Origin of the sequence: Bacillus sp. SIMBA_074, assembly GCF_046534555.1 — a bacterium.
Classification (GTDB): Bacteria; Bacillota; Bacilli; order Bacillales; family Bacillaceae_G; genus Bacillus_A; species Bacillus_A mycoides.
On record NZ_JAWRYM010000041.1, the window covers coordinates 1 to 19,548 of the forward strand.

A 19,548-nucleotide genomic window follows, 5' to 3' on the forward strand; every position below is an offset into this window, starting at 1 on the left:
TCTTTTGAAGAAAATTTAGCCATAAAAAATGCACCTCCAATTGTTAGACCGTGTCTAACAATTGGGGTGCACTTCAGTTTTTGATAAGGCATATGATACTTATTTTGTGAATAATAGGTAAATGAACGGAGAGTTGTACGAATTGTACAACGTAAAGGAATTAAAGTGAAAAATGATGACTAGAATGTTTCTATAGAATTGTTGCGAAAGCAGATGCGTTCGATGCAATGACTTCTTCGAGAGCATATCGTTCGGCTCTATCTCCTAAAGAAGCTTATAAACGTATCATTGAAGGTTCTGGATCTCAGTTTTCCTCTTTACTAGTAGAACTTTTCAAAAAGGTATTTCCCTTATGGAAAGAAATGATCCAATCACCTCTTAGTTAAAATTTTATGTTTCGAAAAAATTTATAAAATAATAAAAAACATTACTTTGTTATTATTCACGGAGAACATTTTTAATTAGATAAAAGCTCATTTGTAAGTATTCGAAAAACTATATAAAAGTAAATGCTTAATAGTAGCTTCAGAACAGAAGAAGTCATTTTGGAGTCGCTTGTTGGGTAAATAAATTAAAATTGCATAATAAAAAAGTTCACTCCTTCTATAAATGTAGATAAGGAGTGAACTTTTTTATTATGCATTATGATAATTAGAATTATACGAAACTTGATTTTAGTATATTTTTATCAGTTGGTGTATATATCTTGTTTTTTATGTTATATTTATTCTTTTTGGATTTCAAATGAAATTTCTTTAGCTGCTTTTAAAGCTATTTTTTTAGCTTCTGTTTTAAAATAGGATGCTGCTAAAACGTAGCCACATCGATGTCCCATTGATGTAGGTGGTTTTAAGACAGTTCCTTTTTTAGGTTTTATATAAACTTTCTCTACACCAGGATAGTTAGAACTACGGTTTTTCCCTGTAACTCGAATTAGTTTTCCTTTAGATTTAACTGTTAGGTAATGAGCGTACACATATTTATAATGTTTTTTATTTAGTGAAGGTTTATTTCCTAACATTAACTGAATAGTCTCTTGCACTAAGTTGATTCCATGTCCAATTTCAATTATATCATTCATTGCTCCACCTGATATTCTGGGATTTATCTCAATTAATTTCCAAACATCTTTTATTCTCCGGAGTTCTAGATGACACGCTCCATTTTTCATATTAAAGGCCTGAATAACAGAATTAACTGCATTGAAAAGACTATTATATAGTCTTTTGTCTACCTGTCCTAGTAAAGAATAACCAGTAACAATAAAACGTTCAAAAAGTGTAATGTCTTGTTCAATTACTGCTATAATATGGACTTTTCCATCTTGAACTAAAATTTCAACTAAGTACTGAGGTCCATCTATATATTCTTCAAGTAGAATTTCTTCATTAGGTAGTTTTTTTAAAAGACTTTGTATAGATAAGATTAATTGATCTTTATTTTTTACTAATAATACATCTTTGGATCCTGTTGATTTAGGGGATTTTACAATAAGAGGGAAATTCATCTCTTTAGTTTTTTCAAGAAAAGATGATAATGATTCTGTTGGTTTGTAAATTAAATAGTTGAGTGAGATTGGTAATTCTTTAAGTACATTACGAGTTAATATTTTGTTTTCCATATGATGGATAGCTTTAGTAGATACAATATTTGAGCAAAATCTTTCTGATAAACGTGCAGCCACATAAACAAAAGGGTCAATAAAACTAAAGATCCCTTTTATGTTTTTTCCTGATTTATTTAATTTTTCAATTTTTGTAATTATATTATCATAATCATTTATATCAGTGAAAATCATCTGATGTACATCAGGGAATATAGTGCGTTCATTAATAAATTTTGTTTTTTTAGTTAATAAAACAGTAAAGAAATTAAGTTTTTCAGCTGCTTTGATTGCTTCCCTACTTGATCCAGATTTATTTGTTTCAATGAAAACGATAGTATCCATTTTATGTCACCTTAACCTTTATCATTTTATAAAATCTCAGGTTTATTATTTCTATAGGTAGAATATTAAAATGAGGTTAAGCTTGTTCTGGATTTTTCGAAAAATGGTTGAATGAGAAAGAACATGAATATGTATATAATGAATTTGATATTTGTTTTGAAAAAATCTTTAGAAAGAAGGGAAGAAGAACTAACATGACTATAATTGGTATGCTTCATCATCGGAAAGATCCGAATGACGTAAAGAAAGCATATACTTATGCTGCTGTAGCCAAAGCTGAAGGTATAAACTTTTTTTATTTTACTTTAGGGAAAGTAAATATAGAAACTGAGAAAATTTTAGGTAAAACTTATGAAAATGGTAAGTGGATTGAACAAGAATTTTCTTTTCCTGATGTTATTTATAATGCAAGTGTTCATGTTAGTGATAAAAATCAGCAAATTTTTGATTATTTATATGATAAAGTTCCGTTCACAAGTCATTCAATTGGAGATAAATTAAGTGTATATAACAGAATAAAAAAAGCAGGGAAATTTAAGCAATATCTTATTCCTTTTTATGAATTAAATGATGTTAATAAGTTTTTTGACATGATTAATCGTTATGAAAAACTTATTATTAAACCCATTTCTGGACATCAAGGTAAGGGGATTATTTTTATTGAAAAACATGGGAGAAATTACAGTATGAATGAGTCAGAACAAATTTCACTTATTAATAAAAACCAATTAATAAGTTTTTTATCTGATAAGATTCAAGAGAAAGGTTACATAGTTCAACAGTTTATTTCATGTCAAATGAAATCTGGTCATGTTTATGATTTTCGATTGCATGTTCAAAGAAATGGAGAAGGAAAGTGGGTTATTACTTCAATATTCCCGAGAATAGGTCCATTAGGAAGTGTTGTATCAAATATGGCTAGCGGTGGTTATAGTACTTATTTAGATGTTTTTTTAAAAACGGAGTTTGATAACGATTGGTATAATGTTCAAAGGTATTTAGAACGATTTGCGGTAAGTTTTTCTAACCATTTTAATTCTTTATATAAGGATGTATTATTTGATGAGTTAGGAATTGATGTTGGGATTGATGAAAATCAAAAATTGTGGTTGTTTGAGGTGAATTGGAGACCAGGTGTACCTAATATATTTAATCTTGAATTAGATGTAGCTAGAAATTTAGTTCACTATGCTAGATACTTAGCTGATAAACATAAATAAGAAAAGAAAAATAGAAATATATATATAAACTGAAAATTACGAATTTAAAGCGAACGCAAAATAACTCCAAAATATACAATAGAAGTTGATTTTGGAGTTATTTTTTGTTTACTTCACTTCACTTTTTTCCCCTTCTGTGAATCAGATAAAGCCTTTAAGGCTTCATCAAATTTCCGTCTGATATGCGCCCAACAGCCGCTAGTCCATCAAATGATTTACGTAAATATGTTATCCCTTGTGCAAGATATACTTTTTCAATCGACAGATGATTATATAAATCGAGGGATTGGCTATAGTATTTTCTATAAAGGAGACGTCGTATGCGGTGCATCATCGTATAGTATTTATGATGATGGGATTGAAATTGAAGTTGCTACCAATCTGGATCATATAAGAAAGGGATTGACGACTTTAGTTAGTGCAGCTATTATATTGGATTGTTTAGAAAAAGGGAAATACCTAAACTGGGATGCAGTGAATAATACATCTGCTAAACTTGCAGAAAAGCTAGGATATGTTTTTGATAAGACGTATGATACTTATGTTGTGAATAATAGGTAATTGAACGAGTTTGTACGAATTGAATTGTACAAAATAAAAAGGCTAGAAAATCCAATTAAATTAACATCAATTAGTCCTTTTTTATAATTACAAATATAAAATATCCAAAGATAATTTTACCTAAACTAAAGGCATTAAGAGAGATGTTAATTAATAGTATTAGAGGAGAGAACAACGACAAGATTGTTTTCAATAGAAGTATTGATAAATTCTATTGGAAAAGGTGAGAGTAAAAAAACGATATGAATTAAAGATGAAGTGATTCCACAACAATTTGGGTATAAAATCCGACTTTATTAAGTCGGTTTTTATTTTTTAATAATAAGGTGCTACCAATATTAAATTGCAGTTGCATAGATATTATGAAATGAAGAAATCAATAAATTTAAGAATAGATTTTTTGAAAGTTTCTTTGAAAATATGCTTATCTTTTTTACTATTGAACTTAATTAACATATCATTTTATTCTCCCACGATGAGAGTTAATAAATTTTATTTTTTATCGGTAAATACCCATAAAAACTCAGTATATTAAGTTGTGTATATTTGACTATTAAAGGGAAATTACTCTTTTTTTTGTAAATAATAAAAGTGACTATGATACAAACCCACGCATTAATAGAAGACAAACATATACAGTATAGAGAGTTAAAAAGCTCTAAATTTTTCATATAAAGGAGATTATAAAATATGAGTGAACAATGCCCAATTAATGTACCATGTCAGGTAGCGGGACAAACCCAAACACCATTAAGTGATGCAGCTGCAGCGCCAATTCTTACTCCAGGAACACCGATTGTAAAAATACCAGTTGTATTAGCAGAAAGAACAATTCAAATTGTTGTAGAATCTGATATTTCATTAGATCCTCCAGCAACTGAGATTAAACGTGTGTTAAAAAATGTATTTTTAACACAATGTAAGTTAGTTCCTGTAGCATTTACTCCAGTAGATGCTACACCTTATCGCCGAGTTACAAGAGCAAAATTATTTGTACAAGGATATATTCGTAAAAATATTGAATATGCAAATGATGAGTGTAATGGAGTGCTATATGATCGTATTGCAAATGTTCCATTTTCTGGTTTTGCAGATTTGACAGCAGCTGATTTTCTTTCACTAGCTTTAGTAGCTTCTTCATCAGATACTACATCTCACTTTATTAATCCTAAAAATGGTGATTTACCACGTTTAGACAAATACTTCTTCGAAAATACAGTTTTTTATAATGAACAACCATATTGTGAATTAGTAAGCGCACAATTTTTCGAATTAGACTTTTCACCTTGTCCAACAGAATTAAACGAGCCATTTGGAACTCTTCGTGAAAAAATTGTACTAGATCTTACTCTAAAAGTTTTACAAGTACAACAAGTACAAGTATAAGACTAAAAAAGCATTGTCTTTAATAAAAAGACAATGTCTTTTTTATTATTATAAAACATATATAATGATGGAATGGTCGCGTACAAAAAGCATATTTTTATGAATTTCATCAGATGGGGGGATGGTGATGAATAAGCCATGGGTTGGTAAGGAAATATGGAACAAAGTTTACAAATGGAAAATGCTGAATGTTCAAGATGATTCGCGCGAAATAAGAGAAAAAAAGGAAAGTAAAGAAACAGAGTCAAAAAAAGAAGATAAAGCAATTGAATTAGAGGAAGAAAGTGAAAAAACTAGATCAGCAAAAGAAGATAAAGCAATTGAATTAGAGAAAGAAAGTGAAAAAACTAGATCAGCAAAAGAAGAAAAAGTAATTGGATTAGAGAAAGAAAGTGAAGAAACTGAATCAAAAAAAGAAGATAAAGCAATTGAATTAGAGGAAGAAAGTAAAGAAACAGAGTCAAAAAAAGAAGATAAAGCAATTGAATTAGAGAAAGAAAGTGAAAAAACTGAATCAGCAAAAGAAAATAAAGTGATTGGATTAGAGAAAGTAGAAGTAGCAAATGAATCAGAGAAAAAAAGTGAAGAAACTGAATCAAAGAGAGAAAGTATAGGTTTAGGATCAAAAATAGAGACTTCAGTGCATTCAATGGTAGTGAAAACTCCATTTTCTATTATTTCAGAAGTGTCTAGCTTTAAAGTGTTTCCAAAAGTAAATGTGAAAAATCAAGATGCATTTGTATTTCGAAATGAAAAAGATGCGGAGGGGCGTGAATTAGATTCTAAGTTATTAGCTACAGTGCAACAGCATCATTCGGAGGCTTATTGTAAATTAGTTTCTTTAAATCTTCATGAAAAGAGAGTGCTTGTTGAATTATATAATCAAAAAGTCAAAGGGAATATTGAAGAGAATCGGGTAGAGACATCTACATGGATACCTATCCACAGTATAATATTAGAGAGTGGAAATGAAGGAGAAGTAAATAATTATATAACAGCCAGACTACCAATAGAAATAGGAAGATATAAAGGTGAAATTAGTTTACGAGAAAAAGTGGTATTTACAGAAAAAGTCATAGGAATAAAAGAGGTGGAACAGGAGATTGTTTTGACAAAAACCGAATTTTTAGTACCAAAAGTAAAAAAGAATGGACAAAATAAATTTACAGTTGAAAAAGGGAGCTTATTTGTAGAAGGCTATATTTATCAATGTATTGAATACATTTCAGAACAAAGTACATTTGATGATAATGTGTATCAGTTAATGCAAAATATTGTATTGGAATTAATCATTCAAGTAATACAAGAACAGGAAGTACAAGTGCGAATTACATAAAAATGATTATATTCTCTTGAGTAGCTGATTATTTTTATTCGTAGCGTATCAACGCGTAATCTTTTGTAAATCATTCAGTGCTACGAAATATCCTCCAAACGGTTTATCCTCATTACATTCAATTTTATATTTATGAAGGATGGTTGTTGCCAACTGGGATAGTTACTTAATTGTGTGAATTTCTTTAGATTTATATTTTAAATAAGTGCTAACAAATTTGTAAACGTACTTGCTAACACTTATTTAAAACGGACATAAAATTGGCGTATATGTTGCTTGAATAAATAAGTTAATTAAATAAAATAGATAATTAACTGTATTAACCTGAGCTGTAATATAAAAAGTATTCACTCCTTTATGACAAAACTCTCAACTTAAATAGTAAAACATGTTTATCGTAATTTTCCAAACACCAATTATATTTTTTTAGAATAATTGGGTGGACAGCTTCTTCTGTAGTATCGACTTCAGTATAGCCGTATTTTTTATAAAAGCTTTCTAGTTCTTCAAAAGGAAGACAATACACATTTTGTATTTGTAATTTTTTCGCAGTTTGTACTAAAAATGAAACAAGTTCCCCAGCTAATTGTAGACCTCTGAATTTAGGAAGAATGAAAATTCCACCCATTTCAATTGTATCTTCATCTATTTGGACTAAACGTCCAACACCCGCATACTCTTTGTTGTATGTAATGATCGCAACCTTATCTCGTGATAAATCACTCGGTACAAATCCGATTGATTCGTATTGGTTATTAATCCATTCTATATCATTAGGTATAGCTAGTTGAATTTCCATTTTTAGGCCTCCATTTGAAATGTTTTAATATTTCTATTATATAAAGAACGATACGAGTTGTAATTCATAATTGGCACAATAAATTATGAAAATAGGAGAAAACGGTATCATTTTTAATAACAGTTCAAGTTTTGAAGAATAGTGCATACAATATAAAGTGTTTTCCTTTCTTCATTTAAGTTTTACGTATATAATTTAAAAGTACTATTTTTATTTTATATTTTTTATATTTATAACAGAATAGAGGTTTAAAAATGGGTGTTAAAATCATTACGGATAGTGCGGCGGATTTACCGGTAGAATTGCTGCAAGCATATGATATTGATTTAATTCCACTCCGTGTATATGATGAAGCAGAAACAGAGTATTTAGATGGGGTTACATTAAAATCAGTTACTTTATTGCAAAATATGAGAGAAGGCGCAGTTTATAAAACATCATTGCCTTCACTTGAAACATTCCAAGAAAAATTTGTTTCCTATGCAAAAGAAGGTAATCCTTGTATATATTTAGCCTTTTCATCTGAATTGTCTGGTACATATCAATCGTCAGTTCTCATTAAAGAAGAAGTGAAAGAAACATTCACTGATTTAGATTTAGAAATTATTGATACAAAATGTGCCTCACTCGGTCAAGGTATTGTCGTATTAGAAGCTGCAAAAATGGCAAAAGAGGGCGCATCAAAAGAAGAAATATTAAACCGTGTCGCTTTTCTAATGAACCATATGGAACATATCTTCACTGTAGCTGACTTACAGTACCTAGTGAGAGGTGGGCGTTTAAGTAAAGTAGCTGGTTTTATCGGTGGTTTATTAAACATTAAGCCGATCTTAAATGTGGATGAAGGAAAACTTGTACCACTTGAAAAGGTAAGAGGGAAAAAGAAAGTATTAAGCCGAATTGTTGATATTATGGAAGAGCGTGGGAAAGACCTTAAAGGTCAAACAATCGGTATGACTCACGGTGATGATCTAGAAACTGCCGAAGCATTAAAAGCATTAATTACTGAAAGATTCGGCTGTGAAGTATTTATCGTAAATACAATTGGAGCTGCAATCGGAGCGCATACAGGACCAGGTGCGTTAACGTTGTTCTTCTTAAATAAAGTAGAGTAAAGGATTGATCTTCTGATCAATCCTTTTTTCTTTAAATTAAATATAGAATTTATTATTTATGAGTGCTTTGTTTTTTAGGTAAGAAGGTATAAAGGAAACAAGTGAAGGCTAGTATTAAAAGAGTTGCGGATCCTCCAGAATATCTTACTATTTTTCGTGTTGAATCGTTTTTAGGTTTTACAATCATATTTAATAAATAATTCGATAAACTAAATTATAGGATGTGATATTTGGAATTCATCTATTAAGCCTATTTAATTTAGTTTCGGTTACAATAGATGCCCTCAATGTAATCGGCAAGTTTAACCAATCATATTATTTAAATTAAGAATGATAGTTAACTTTTGATTCAATCCTTTTTAAATTCTAAAATAATTGTTTTATGCGAATGAAAAGTATGTAATTACTTCTTAACTTTCTCTTTAAAAGGCAAGATATATACAATTCGGAATTTAATAGAAATTTATATAGAATTAAAAGATTGGCAAACAGTAACTAAACTTATAGATGAGGCATTTGAAATTTTATCGATTTGTGATGTACCGTATGCCCATGTTCAACTATATGGATTTAAAGCAGAAAAATCTAGAATATGGGCAGATTATAATGGATATGAGAAGAATATGAAAACAGCAATATAGCTTAGTTGCCGCATTAGCTTATAAATTTGGGGATTATTATTATGAGAATCGCTCATATAAATTATCTGCTAAGTATTTTAAACTATCAGCTGAAAATAAAATGGATTAAAACAGGGTTTCAGTAATATGTTTTCTTAGTTTATAAATTATTAGAGGTTATCCTAAAGAGTACGTGTTTTAACGCTCTTAGGGAGAAACTTTTTTTATCCCGCATTAGCGGTTCTGTATGGAAAGAAAAGCTAATGTGAATTGCATATGCGAAGCAAAATAAAAAAAGAAAAAGCCAATGTCCTAATCGTATGGAAATTGGCTTCTGTTTATCTGTATTATAGAAACTGGCCAACTGGAAAATCAAGATTGATAGTGGTATGGCACAACATTGATTTATGGAATTTCGCTTTCTTTGAAAACAAACGCATTAAAACAACAACTTCTAAGGATTCACTAGATAAAGCATCTTCATCTTCTCTACCAATAAGCACTATATCCGGTAAAACAGGCCAGGAACCAGCGCGATTATAAAAGTGAGCTAAAGATGGTTTACACGTAAATATCCCGAAATCTATATCGCTTTGTTTTTCAATCCATTCAGTAGCTGCAGCAACTGTTTGTAAACCTAAACCTTGCCCATGATAATCTGGATCAGTCGCTACACAACTAAGTCCAGCTATATTAAATATTTGCCCATTATGATGGATAGTTTTGCGAACTACACCTGCATAGCTGACTAACTTTCCATCTATGTAGGAATAAAATGAGCGTACATTAAATTCTTTAAGGTGAGTTTCTGAAATTGTTTCCTTAGGCGTGGAATCGAAATCTGGCCAAACCTGCTGTAGCATTACAGCAATTTCGCGCCGTAATGCATCAGATGCTTGATTGTAGTCGGTTGATTGTACAATATGAGTTGTCATAAGTTATTCTCTCACTTTCTACTATGTTTAAATTCTATATATACTCAGTAAAAGCCAGCATCTTTAGATATCGTTAGGGTGGGATTTTTTCAATTTGTTTGAAATATATTTAAAAATCAGTTCCAGTCATTCGAGCTAGCATAAATTTTATTAAAAATATTGACTCGCAAGTAAAAGCTCTGATTTATTTGATGCTTAATAAGCTAAAAATAACATAAAGAGAATAGTCATTATTTTTTAGAGCATCCTAAAGTTTATCATCTAATAAGCCTGGAGTGAATCTCATGCTAAAGAGTAAACTATCCCTAGTAATTTACGGGATTCTAATAATGGTCATATTTGCATCTCCGAAAGAAGGAAACGCAGCTAACATATCTGATAAAGATTTTTATGATTCCTATAACACTTTATTGGCTCCGTATGCAAGTCGAACGATTCAAAGCAAACTTGGACCTTCGCATCAGTATAGTTTAACTGATGCGAAGGTTATAAAAATTGACCGATCCCCCAAATACACTTTTAACTTCATTGTCGTTGCAAAGTATCGAACTTATACAAACGCCCATAACCCACCAAATCATGTTGTAACAATTACTTATAACATTAATCCAAGTGGAGTAAAAGTTATAAACTTCAAACAAAAGAAAGAGTAAATAAACAGTGTATTCTATACGAACCTAGAAATTCCCTAGCAGAAGTAGTAATACTTACAACTTATATAAATAGGAAGAAATAGAAAATGAAATATCAAATTACATTCATATAAGTTTGAATATTTCAAGATATTAAATTTTTGATAGTTCATATATAATAGTGAAAAGAGTAGGGTTTTGTAACTATTTGTAAAAAAAAGGAGGGTGCAAAATGAATAAAATAATACAATCTCAATCTCAATGGGATTTGGACAGGCTATATCCTCAAGAACAAAACTTCACGTTTTCTATAGAAACGATAGAAAGATTAAAAATTGAATATAAAGCAACAAAAGACTCAGTAATCATTTCACAACTTATACAGGCTATCGAAAAAGCAGAGTATTACTTATATTGCCGTGTTGTTGAAGATGAGAAGCATCCTGAAAATACTTTACTAAGTGTAAAAGTAAATCAATTAAAGAAAGAAGTTCAACTATTAATAGAATCTAGTAAGGGACAAAATGTTAATACAAATCATTCAAGTATTAAACTAATAGAAAATGAATTAAAAGCTTGGGAAGATATGTATACACAATTAAGAAATAAAATAGAAGTAATACACGATAAAGAGACTTTATCATTTGGACAAGCAAATTACGTTGCGATGAATAGTGATGAGCATAATGAAAGGTTAAAAGTATTCGATTCTCTTACAAATGCTTTGAATAAGGAAAAAGAAATCTTCGCTACTGTATTGAATCAAATAGGAAGATTACGTCATGCTAAAAGTGATGAAGTGGAAGGGACAGAGATTTTAAAACAATCACTACAAGCAAATGGCATCTCTGAAACTGCATTATCCCAAATGTGGAATGCAGCAGAACAAAATCTTACGAAGCTAGTAATTGCGTTAAACGGTTATAAAAAAGGAAAGAATTCAATTACATGGCACGAGCTAATGACATGGAAAGAAAGTAATGAGACTGCTATTCCTTTTTCAGTAGCAGTAAAAAACATATATGATGCACTAAAAAATATAGATGAAGAATTGGCACAGTTCGCACAGAATGCAATAGTGAATGGTTGGGTCGATGCTGAACCGAGAGATAATAAACCACCGGGTGGATTTTGTGCTCCTTTTTTCAGTGAAAAAGAATCCCGTATTTCACTTCGTTATGATGGAACAATTGATAGTGTAAGAGTACTTGCTCATGAACTAGGACATGCTTGGCATTTTTATGTTATGAGTTTTGAACAGTCTACGGCTTTTCTAGACGACTATCTTCCAATGAGTATAGCTGAATCAGCGTCTATTTTCTTTGAAACGGTAATCATGAATTATTTAATTCAAACAACAGATTGTGTAGAGATGAAAAAGTCATTGCTTAGCTGGAAAATAAGAAATAGTTTTAATTATGTTATGGCAATTCGTGCATCGTTTCAGTTTGAGAAGAAGTTTTATGAAGAATGCAAGGAAGGTCCTTTAAGTGCTGATGAAATTGAGAAATTATCTATAGCCGCGCAAGAAAAGGCATACGGGAATGTACTAACAGAATATCAGCCGTTTGTTTGGATGAAATACGTTCAGTTTTATATAGCAGACGTTCCTTTTTACAATTATCCATACACATTTGGGTATTTAGCGAGTTTTAGTTTAATTGAAATAGCAAAGGAAAATAAAAATGCATTTCATTTGAGGTATAAAGAGTTTTTACGAGAAACAGGAAAGACCCCAGTTGAAGAATTGATGAAAAAACATTTTGATATTGATCTAACAGAGTATGAATTTTGGAATAAGGCTTTTATGCAAATTCATAAAGATATTGATGAATATTTGCAAATTAATTAAGGGGACTACATATATGAACAGAATCGGTATTATCGGAGCAATGCAAATTGAAATAGACTTACTTTTAGAAAAACTACATATAAAAGAGGAACATACTATTGCGGGAATACCTTTTTATAAAGGAAACTTCATGGATACAGAAATTATTATTACGCGATGTGGTGTAGGAAAGGTAAATGCCGCCGCATGTACACAAATTTTAATTAATAAATTTGATGTGAATTCTATCATTAATACAGGTGTTGCGGGTGGATTACATCCGGATGTGAAAATTGGCGATCTAGTTATTTCTACAAATGTTACGCATCATGATGTTAATAAAAATCAAATGAAGAATCTATTTCCGTTTCAAGAAGCGTTTCATGCAAGCGAGGGATTAAGAGATTTAGCCCGAAAAGCTGTTAATAGTAGTAGTTTAAATATTACTGTTCATGAAGGAAGAATCGTCAGCGGAGAATGCTTCGTCGAGGATTCAAAATTAAAGGAGCAATTAGTCACTGAATATGCACCTCATTGTACAGAAATGGAAGGAGCAGCAATTGGACATGTTGCTTATATAAATGACATACCGTTTCTCGTTTTGAGATGTATTTCTGACAGTGCAGATGATTTAGCGCAAGTTTCATATGATGATTTCGCGAAAACCGCAGCGAATTATTGTTCAGAAATTATTGTGGAGATGCTTAAAAATATTTCGAGTAAAGCTGTATTGTAGTTCATAAGTAAAGAATGGGAGAGAATATCATGTTACAAGCACTAATTTTCGATATGGATGGAACTTTATTTCAAACAGATAAAATTTTAGAGTTATCACTAGATGATACATTTGATCATTTACGGTCACTACAATTATGGGATACGATAACACCAATTGATAAATATCGTGAAATTATGGGTGTACCTTTACCTAAAGTTTGGGAAGCTTTATTACCTAATCACTCTAATGAAGTAAGGGAACAAACAGATGCATATTTTTTAGAAAGACTAATTGAAAATATAAAGAGCGGAAATGGTGCTTTATATCCGAATGTAAAGGAAGTTTTTAGTTTTATAAAAGAAAATAACTGTTCCATTTACATTGCTAGTAATGGTTTAACGGAATATTTACAGGCAATCGTATCTTATTATGATTTAGACCAATGGATTACGGAAACATTCAGTATTGAACAAATACAATCGCTAAATAAAGGTGATTTAGTTAAAGGCATTTTGAAGAAGTATGATATACAAGAGGCAGCGGTAGTTGGGGATCGTTTATCGGATATTAATGCGGCAAAAGATAATGGTTTAATTGCGATTGGATGTAATTTTGATTTTGCACAAGAAGATGAGCTTGCTCATGCTGATTTAGTAATTGATGATTTAATGGAACTGAAGGGGATATTACCAGAATTGAAGAATACGTACATAACAAAATGAATAAGTTCACATTCAAATGAATGCTCAGGATAATATATTCTTGGGCATTTTTATTTTTTAAAAAGATACATTTGGATAGAGAAAGTGGGGGAGTAAGCTGGAAAATATACAAATAAAACGAATTGGAGATTTGCTAAAATATGAGGTCAATCACCTTGTCCAGGAAAGTAAAGAAGAAGGATTTAACTTCTTAATAAAACTAATAAATGAATATGAAAGTAAAAGAAATACGTTTAGTAAAACAGGTGAATGTTTATATGGAATCTTTCGAGAGGATACGTTAATTGGAATTGGAGGATTAAATCAAGATCCGTATACGAAAAATAATAAGATTGGTCGATTAAGAAGATTTTATATTGCAAAAGATTACCGGCGGAAAGGATTAGGAAAGTTACTGTTAGGGAGAATCTTAAGCGATGCAAAAATCTATTTTACTATTGTTGTCTTACATACAGATACAGAACAGGGGGATCAATTTTATACTTCGAGTGGATTTGCGAAAGGGAAAATGTATGTAGGAACAAGCCATTATCTAAACTTAGATAAAAGGATGTAGTGAATTATTATTTGATCCCCAAGGGAACGTTTGTTCTACATTATGTAGATTTATGGTATAATTTATTTGAATCTACTATTAGAATGGGGATTAGATGATGGGAGAAAATAAAATTATTAATGATTTTAAAGATTATTCAATGTGGATAACCACATTGAAAGGTATGAAAGAAGAATTGTGGACAGCGCCAATATCAGAGGGGAAATGGACTATTGGTGAGATTGTATCTCATATTATGAATTGGGATGACTATCTTTTACGTGAGACATTATCATCAGTGAGAGATGGACAGGGAATGGAGTTCCCTGACTTTGATACATATAATAAACAAGCCTCTAATTATGCAAAATCAGGTATATCTAAGATAAAACTTCTTGAAGAAGCACAAGCTAAAAGAGATTTACTTGTTCAAGAGCTTAACCGACTGTCTATTGGAAAGCTAAAGGAACATTTAACTGCCAATGGAGTATCATATTGTCCTCATACTGGAATGCCGTACTCTCTAATATATATTATTAAAGAATTCGTAGATCACGATAACCATCACAAAAGGCAGATTATTAATTTTTTAAATGAAAATCAAGTTGTTAACTGATAAAGAAAGATCCCGCGAATGATACTTGCGGGATCTTTAATTAATTATAATTTAACATTCATTTGTTTCAATAAAGTTTTCGGATTACCTTTTACATAATAAAAATGCGGATTATTTTCATCATCGTAAAGCATAATGTAAGGTTTTTCGTTAAGTGGGAGAAGGATGAGTACTTCATCAATTGTTGTATGTAACCATTGATTTGTAATAGGAACAGGTTTCGATAATGGGATTTTTATCATATGTCCATCTTTCGGAACGACGTTTAAGTTTTTGAACGGGCCAGTAATGGATTTAGCATATTGAACAGCTTCTTTTTGAATAGCTGGATCTAAAGATTGTTTTTGAACGACCATTTCTTTTTTACAATCAAATACTTCAATTTGTTTATTTGTATTTGCGAACGCATTTGTTGATAATAAAAAGAAGAGAAGAGTAATGACTCCTATTTTTTTGAACATGAAACAACACCTCACACTTACTATACCCTCAAACGTTGTAAATATTTTTATGTCACATTCATGTAACAAAGAAGTTGTATGATAAAATTGATATTTGTTTATAAGTAATGGAGGAAATGTAATGAAAGTATTAATCGCAGACGATGAACAAGATATGCTGAAAATTTTAAAAGCGTATTTTGAAAAAGAAGGCTTCGAAGTTTTATTAGCGAAAGATGGAGAGGAAGCACTTCAAATATTTTATGATGAGAAAATTGACTTAGCTATTTTAGACTGGATGATGCCGAAACGTAATGGTATTACTGTCTGTCAGGAAATAAAAAAGAATTCGAGTGTAAAAGTATTAATGCTTACTGCGAAAAGTGAAAGTGAAGATGAATTAGCAGCTCTTCAAAGCGGGGCAGATGAGTATGTAAAAAAACCATTTCACCCGGGAGTGCTAATTACTCGAGCGAAAAAGCTGGTACAGCATGAAGATGTTATTCAAGTTCAAGATTTAAAAATAGATTTCACCAAAAATAAAGTATTTAAAAATGAGAAAGAATTAGACATTACAAAGACAGAATTGCAATTAATAAAATGTTTTCTTAATCATAAAGGCACGATTTTAACGCGGAAAAAGTTGTTAGATATCGTCTGGGGATTTGATTATTTTGGGGAAGAGCGCACGGTTGATACGCATGTAAGAAGGTTGCGTAAAAAAATAGGAGAAAATATTATAAAGACACATCGTGGTTTAGGATACAGTTTGGAGGAAGAGTGTGAATAAGCTCGGTAAAAAGTTATTTTTCAGCATCTCTTTAACAGTCATCCTTATTTTTGCCATCTCTTTATTATTAATTAACTATTTTTTACCAAAATATAATGTGCACAAAACACGTGAAAGCTTAGAAGGCATTACAGCGCAAATACAGTCGATACCGCGTGAAAAGCTTGATGATGCTATAAATCGTATTGAAAATGAAGGTAATGTTACGATTGCTTATACATCAATAAATAGTTCAGAAGATGCTATTAATGAAGAATTACGCATGCAACTTACAAAAAAGAGGGTTGCACTAAATAAACTTTGGATTACAAAAGAAGAAATTACGAAAGTGAAGAACCTCGGACAATCGAATAAAATATATGATCAAGAAAAGATAAAATCTAGTTTTTTTGCGAAATACATTGCGAAAGATGATATGTTGATTTTAGTAGGAGTTTCTATTGCACATTCCAATGAAGTAATTAAAACGCTTAACTCATTTTATTTATACATTTTGGGATTCTCACTATTTCTTATTATCGTGCTCGTCTGGATTTTTTCAAAAACAATCACTACACCACTGAATGAATTGAGTGATGTCGCAGAAGATATTTCACGTCTGAAATTTAAACGGACGAAAGTTAAAACGAATGATGAAATAGGTGATTTAGCAAATAGTATAAACATTATGAGTGATAAATTACATGAAGCACATCAAGATTTAACAGATCGAAATGACCACTTAAAACGATTTATGGGCGATGTAACTCATGAATTAAAAACACCAATCGCATTAGTAAAAGCATATTCTATGGGAATAAAAGACGGTTTAGATGATGGCACATATGTTGATACAATCATTAAACAAACAGATCAAATTTCAAATTTAATTGAAGAGTTATTGCGATTTTCTAAACTAGAAAGAGATATTTTACAAAAAGAAGAATTCCCTATTGAACCATTAGTTCAAAGTATTATAGATAAGCATAAAATCGAATTGGAATCGAAAGAAATCGATTTGCAGATAGATTATAGTGTTGGCGATGCGATTGTTTATGCTGATTTAAATAAAATGAGAATGGTCTTTCAAAATTTAATTTCTAATGCGATAAAATATACAACGAATCGAAATATAAAAATCGTATTAGAAGAGAAAAAGGATCTTCTATATTTTCAAATTAAAAATGGTATTGCTGCTGAGGGAATTAAAGAGAAAGATAAAATTTGGGAGCCTTTTTACGTATTAGAGTCTTCTCGCAGTAAAGAAAAATCAGGTACTGGATTAGGATTAGCGATTGTAAAAAGTATATTAGAAAGACATGGTTTTGAATACGGAGTTTCGGTAGAAGATGGAGAAATACAATTTTATATGTATATAGAAAGGAACTAATTGTTATTAGTTCCTTTTCTATTATCTTGAAAGATTCGAATGTTTTACAAATTTCTCAACTTTCTACGAAATGTAAACTGAATTTTCTGCATTTTTAATGTATAGTAAAAGAAGGAATATATGGGGAGGGAAGGGCATGAAGAAAAAGAAAATAGCAATTACACTATCGACTATATTATCTTTAACAATTACTTCAGGAGTTTCTAGTATGACTGCACATGCAGAAAAAAATGAAGGGAGCTCCGTAAAAGACAAAAATGTTATGTTAAATGGTCAAATTTCAGAGGGTTTAATGTCAAATACGAAAATTGAATTAGAAAATGGGATGACGAAGCCAATCTATTCACTTGATGAAGCCATCGTAGAAAATCTATTTGTAGAGACAGAAGTTGATAGTGATCGTGATGGTAAAAAAGATCGTGTATCAGTAAAGGTTATGCGTCCAAAGACGAACTCAGATGTGAAAGTCCCCGTTATTTATGAAATGAGTCCATATCGATCAGGATTAAAAGATGTTCCTGTTTATAATGTTGATGAAGAATTGTATGCGTATGAAGGAAAACCGTATGCAGCGGTTAATCTTGGTTCATACGGCAATTATTATGTTCCAAGAGGATATGCAGTTATTTTAGGCGAAAGCATCGGAACTGGAAAATCAGATGGATGTCCGACAACCGGAGATGAACAAGAAATACTAGGGACGAAGTCTGTCATTGATTGGGTAAATGGGCGTGCGAAAGCATATACAGAGGATGGTAAGGAAGTAAATGCAAATTGGTCTTCGGGAAATGTAGGAATGACAGGAGTTTCTTATAATGGTACGTTACCGAATGCTGTCGCAACGACAGGAGTGGAAGGGTTAAAAACAATTATTCCAATCGCAGCGATTAGTAGCTGGTATGATTATTATCGTGCAAATGGGGCGGTTATTGCGCCAGGTGGATATCAGGGAGAAGATACAGATAATATGGCAGAAGCAGTACTAACAAGAAAGAACCCTGAAGTTTGCGGGCAAATTATTAAAGAACTAACAGCTGGACAAGATCGTAAAACAGGCGATTATAACGATTTTTGGGATAAACGTAACTATGTAAAAGATGTTAAGAATGTGAAGGCTAGTGTGTTTGTTGTTCACGGTTTAAATGATTGGAATGTAAAAACGAAGCAGTTCGCACAGTGGTGGGAAGCTCTTGGCAAAAATAATGTTCCTCGTAAAATGTGGTTACATCAAGGTGGGCATGGCGGAACATCAAGTAATAACTGGCAACAAACGCAAAATAAATGGTTCGATTATTGGTTATATGGAATTGAAAATGGAATTATGACTGAACCGATGGTAGATGTACAACGTGAAAATAAATCGTGGCAAAAAATAAAAAATTGGCCAGATCCAGCAGCTGTACCATCAAAAGTCCGTATGTATTTAAGTAATAAAGCAGTCAATCTACCATTAAGTATGGGATCAGTAAACAATGTTTTCTCATTAGTAGATGATGCTAAAATAAAGTCAAATCAACTAGTAGAAAACCCTGAGTTAGAAATAGCGAATCGATTAGTATATACAATGCCTGTACTGCAAAAAGATATGCGAATAAGTGGTACGCCTAAAATTTCAATAACAGGAAATATTGATCGATCTGTTTCAAATTTAACAGCTTTACTCGTTGATTATGGCGGAGCGAGGCCTGAAATTGTAACGAGAGGTTGGATGGATCCGCAAAACTTAAATAGTATAGAAAATTCAACAGCGATTCAACCTGGTAAAGATTACACATTTACATGGGACATGCAGCCAGATGATTACGTATTTAAAGCAGGGCATCAAATGGGAATCGTTTTAATCGCAAGTGATTACGATTATACAATTAGACCGAAAGCAGGAACGAAGCTAACTGTGAAATTGAGTGAAGTGACATTGCCGATTGTGAAATAAATAGTTTTTGATAAAGAGCTTACTATAGTAAGCTCTTTAAAT

Annotated in this window: 17 protein-coding genes and 3 pseudogenes; 16 read left to right on the forward strand and 4 right to left on the reverse strand. The window is 31.3% G+C overall.

Annotated features, from left to right (window positions below; translation table 11 throughout):
- Positions 1–194: 194 nt before the first annotated feature.
- A pseudogene (locus SB773_RS27280) lies at positions 195–386 on the forward strand (HD-GYP domain-containing protein); the annotation flags it as partial.
- Between the two features lie 338 nt (positions 387–724).
- On the opposite strand, the gene SB773_RS27285 reads toward SB773_RS27280, so the two are convergent.
- A complete protein-coding gene (locus tag SB773_RS27285; RefSeq protein ID WP_410593308.1) occupies positions 725–1,948 on the reverse strand; it encodes an ATP-grasp domain-containing protein in 1,224 nt (407 codons plus the stop codon).
- A gap of 194 nt (positions 1,949–2,142) precedes the next feature.
- On the opposite strand from SB773_RS27285, the gene SB773_RS27290 reads away from it, so the two are divergent.
- The 4 genes and pseudogenes from SB773_RS27290 to SB773_RS27305 all read left to right on the forward strand — a co-directional run bounded on the left by SB773_RS27290 (position 2,143) and on the right by SB773_RS27305 (position 6,451).
- Positions 2,143–3,168, forward strand: coding sequence for a YheC/YheD family endospore coat-associated protein (locus SB773_RS27290; RefSeq protein WP_193665364.1), 1,026 nt, complete (start codon positions 2,143–2,145; stop codon positions 3,166–3,168).
- Between the two features lie 252 nt (positions 3,169–3,420).
- Positions 3,421–3,729: pseudogene (locus SB773_RS27295) on the forward strand (GNAT family N-acetyltransferase); the annotation flags it as partial.
- Positions 3,730–4,419: 690 nt separating this feature from the next.
- Positions 4,420–5,115, forward strand: a complete 696-nt coding sequence (locus SB773_RS27300; protein ID WP_193666148.1) for a CsxC family protein — start codon at positions 4,420–4,422, stop codon at positions 5,113–5,115.
- 127 nt (positions 5,116–5,242) lie between these two features.
- The gene (locus tag SB773_RS27305) at positions 5,243–6,451 is read left to right on the forward strand and encodes a BC_2427 family protein (RefSeq protein WP_410593310.1); all 1,209 of its coding nucleotides are present in this window, start codon (positions 5,243–5,245) and stop codon (positions 6,449–6,451) included.
- Positions 6,452–6,806: 355 nt separating this feature from the next.
- Here the strand turns inward: SB773_RS27305 and SB773_RS27310 are convergent, their stop codons facing one another.
- Complete coding sequence (locus SB773_RS27310) at positions 6,807–7,250, reverse strand: GNAT family N-acetyltransferase (RefSeq protein WP_410593312.1); 444 nt, start codon at positions 7,248–7,250, stop codon at positions 6,807–6,809.
- A 254-nt stretch (positions 7,251–7,504) separates the two neighbouring features.
- On the opposite strand from SB773_RS27310, the gene SB773_RS27315 reads away from it, so the two are divergent.
- The gene (locus SB773_RS27315; protein WP_410593314.1) at positions 7,505–8,365 is read left to right on the forward strand and encodes a DegV family protein; all 861 of its coding nucleotides are present in this window, start codon (positions 7,505–7,507) and stop codon (positions 8,363–8,365) included.
- A gap of 431 nt (positions 8,366–8,796) precedes the next feature.
- A pseudogene (locus SB773_RS27320) lies at positions 8,797–9,115 on the forward strand (helix-turn-helix domain-containing protein); the annotation flags it as partial.
- 217 nt (positions 9,116–9,332) lie between these two features.
- Here the strand turns inward: SB773_RS27320 and SB773_RS27325 are convergent.
- A complete protein-coding gene (locus tag SB773_RS27325) occupies positions 9,333–9,920 on the reverse strand; it encodes a GNAT family N-acetyltransferase (RefSeq protein WP_193666141.1) in 588 nt (195 codons plus the stop codon).
- A 284-nt stretch (positions 9,921–10,204) separates the two neighbouring features.
- Between SB773_RS27325 and SB773_RS27330 the strand changes: the two genes are divergently transcribed.
- The 6 genes from SB773_RS27330 to SB773_RS27355 all read left to right on the forward strand — a co-directional run bounded on the left by SB773_RS27330 (position 10,205) and on the right by SB773_RS27355 (position 14,974).
- Entirely contained in the window at positions 10,205–10,573 is a 369-nt protein-coding gene (locus tag SB773_RS27330) for a DUF3888 domain-containing protein (protein ID WP_341024945.1), read from the forward strand.
- Positions 10,574–10,784: 211 nt separating this feature from the next.
- Positions 10,785–12,404, forward strand: a complete 1,620-nt coding sequence (locus SB773_RS27335; protein WP_410593317.1) for a M3 family metallopeptidase — start codon at positions 10,785–10,787, stop codon at positions 12,402–12,404.
- Positions 12,405–12,417: 13 nt separating this feature from the next.
- On the forward strand, positions 12,418–13,119 hold the full coding sequence (locus tag SB773_RS27340) for a 5'-methylthioadenosine/adenosylhomocysteine nucleosidase (protein WP_113734848.1): 702 nt from the start codon (positions 12,418–12,420) through the stop codon (positions 13,117–13,119).
- A 29-nt stretch (positions 13,120–13,148) separates the two neighbouring features.
- Complete coding sequence (locus SB773_RS27345; protein ID WP_410593319.1) at positions 13,149–13,823, forward strand: HAD family hydrolase; 675 nt, start codon at positions 13,149–13,151, stop codon at positions 13,821–13,823.
- Between the two features lie 130 nt (positions 13,824–13,953).
- Positions 13,954–14,379, forward strand: coding sequence for a GNAT family N-acetyltransferase (locus SB773_RS27350; RefSeq protein WP_159146762.1), 426 nt, complete (start codon positions 13,954–13,956; stop codon positions 14,377–14,379).
- A gap of 97 nt (positions 14,380–14,476) precedes the next feature.
- Positions 14,477–14,974: a DinB family protein gene (locus tag SB773_RS27355; protein WP_016091565.1), complete on the forward strand. Its 498-nt coding sequence runs from the start codon at positions 14,477–14,479 to the stop codon at positions 14,972–14,974.
- A gap of 44 nt (positions 14,975–15,018) precedes the next feature.
- Here SB773_RS27355 and SB773_RS27360 read toward each other — a convergent pair whose 3' ends face one another.
- A complete protein-coding gene (locus SB773_RS27360; RefSeq protein ID WP_012261104.1) occupies positions 15,019–15,435 on the reverse strand; it encodes a hypothetical protein in 417 nt (138 codons plus the stop codon).
- A gap of 121 nt (positions 15,436–15,556) precedes the next feature.
- On the opposite strand from SB773_RS27360, the gene SB773_RS27365 reads away from it, so the two are divergent.
- The 3 genes from SB773_RS27365 to SB773_RS27375 all read left to right on the forward strand — a co-directional run bounded on the left by SB773_RS27365 (position 15,557) and on the right by SB773_RS27375 (position 19,506).
- Positions 15,557–16,204: a response regulator transcription factor gene (locus SB773_RS27365; RefSeq protein WP_410593323.1), complete on the forward strand. Its 648-nt coding sequence runs from the start codon at positions 15,557–15,559 to the stop codon at positions 16,202–16,204.
- Complete coding sequence (locus SB773_RS27370) at positions 16,197–17,573, forward strand: sensor histidine kinase (protein WP_410593325.1); 1,377 nt, start codon at positions 16,197–16,199, stop codon at positions 17,571–17,573. The genes SB773_RS27365 and SB773_RS27370 overlap by 8 nt, the downstream gene beginning before the upstream one ends.
- Positions 17,574–17,709: 136 nt before the next feature.
- On the forward strand, positions 17,710–19,506 hold the full coding sequence (locus SB773_RS27375) for a Xaa-Pro dipeptidyl-peptidase (protein ID WP_289404044.1): 1,797 nt from the start codon (positions 17,710–17,712) through the stop codon (positions 19,504–19,506).
- The last annotated feature ends 42 nt before the right edge of the window (positions 19,507–19,548 follow it).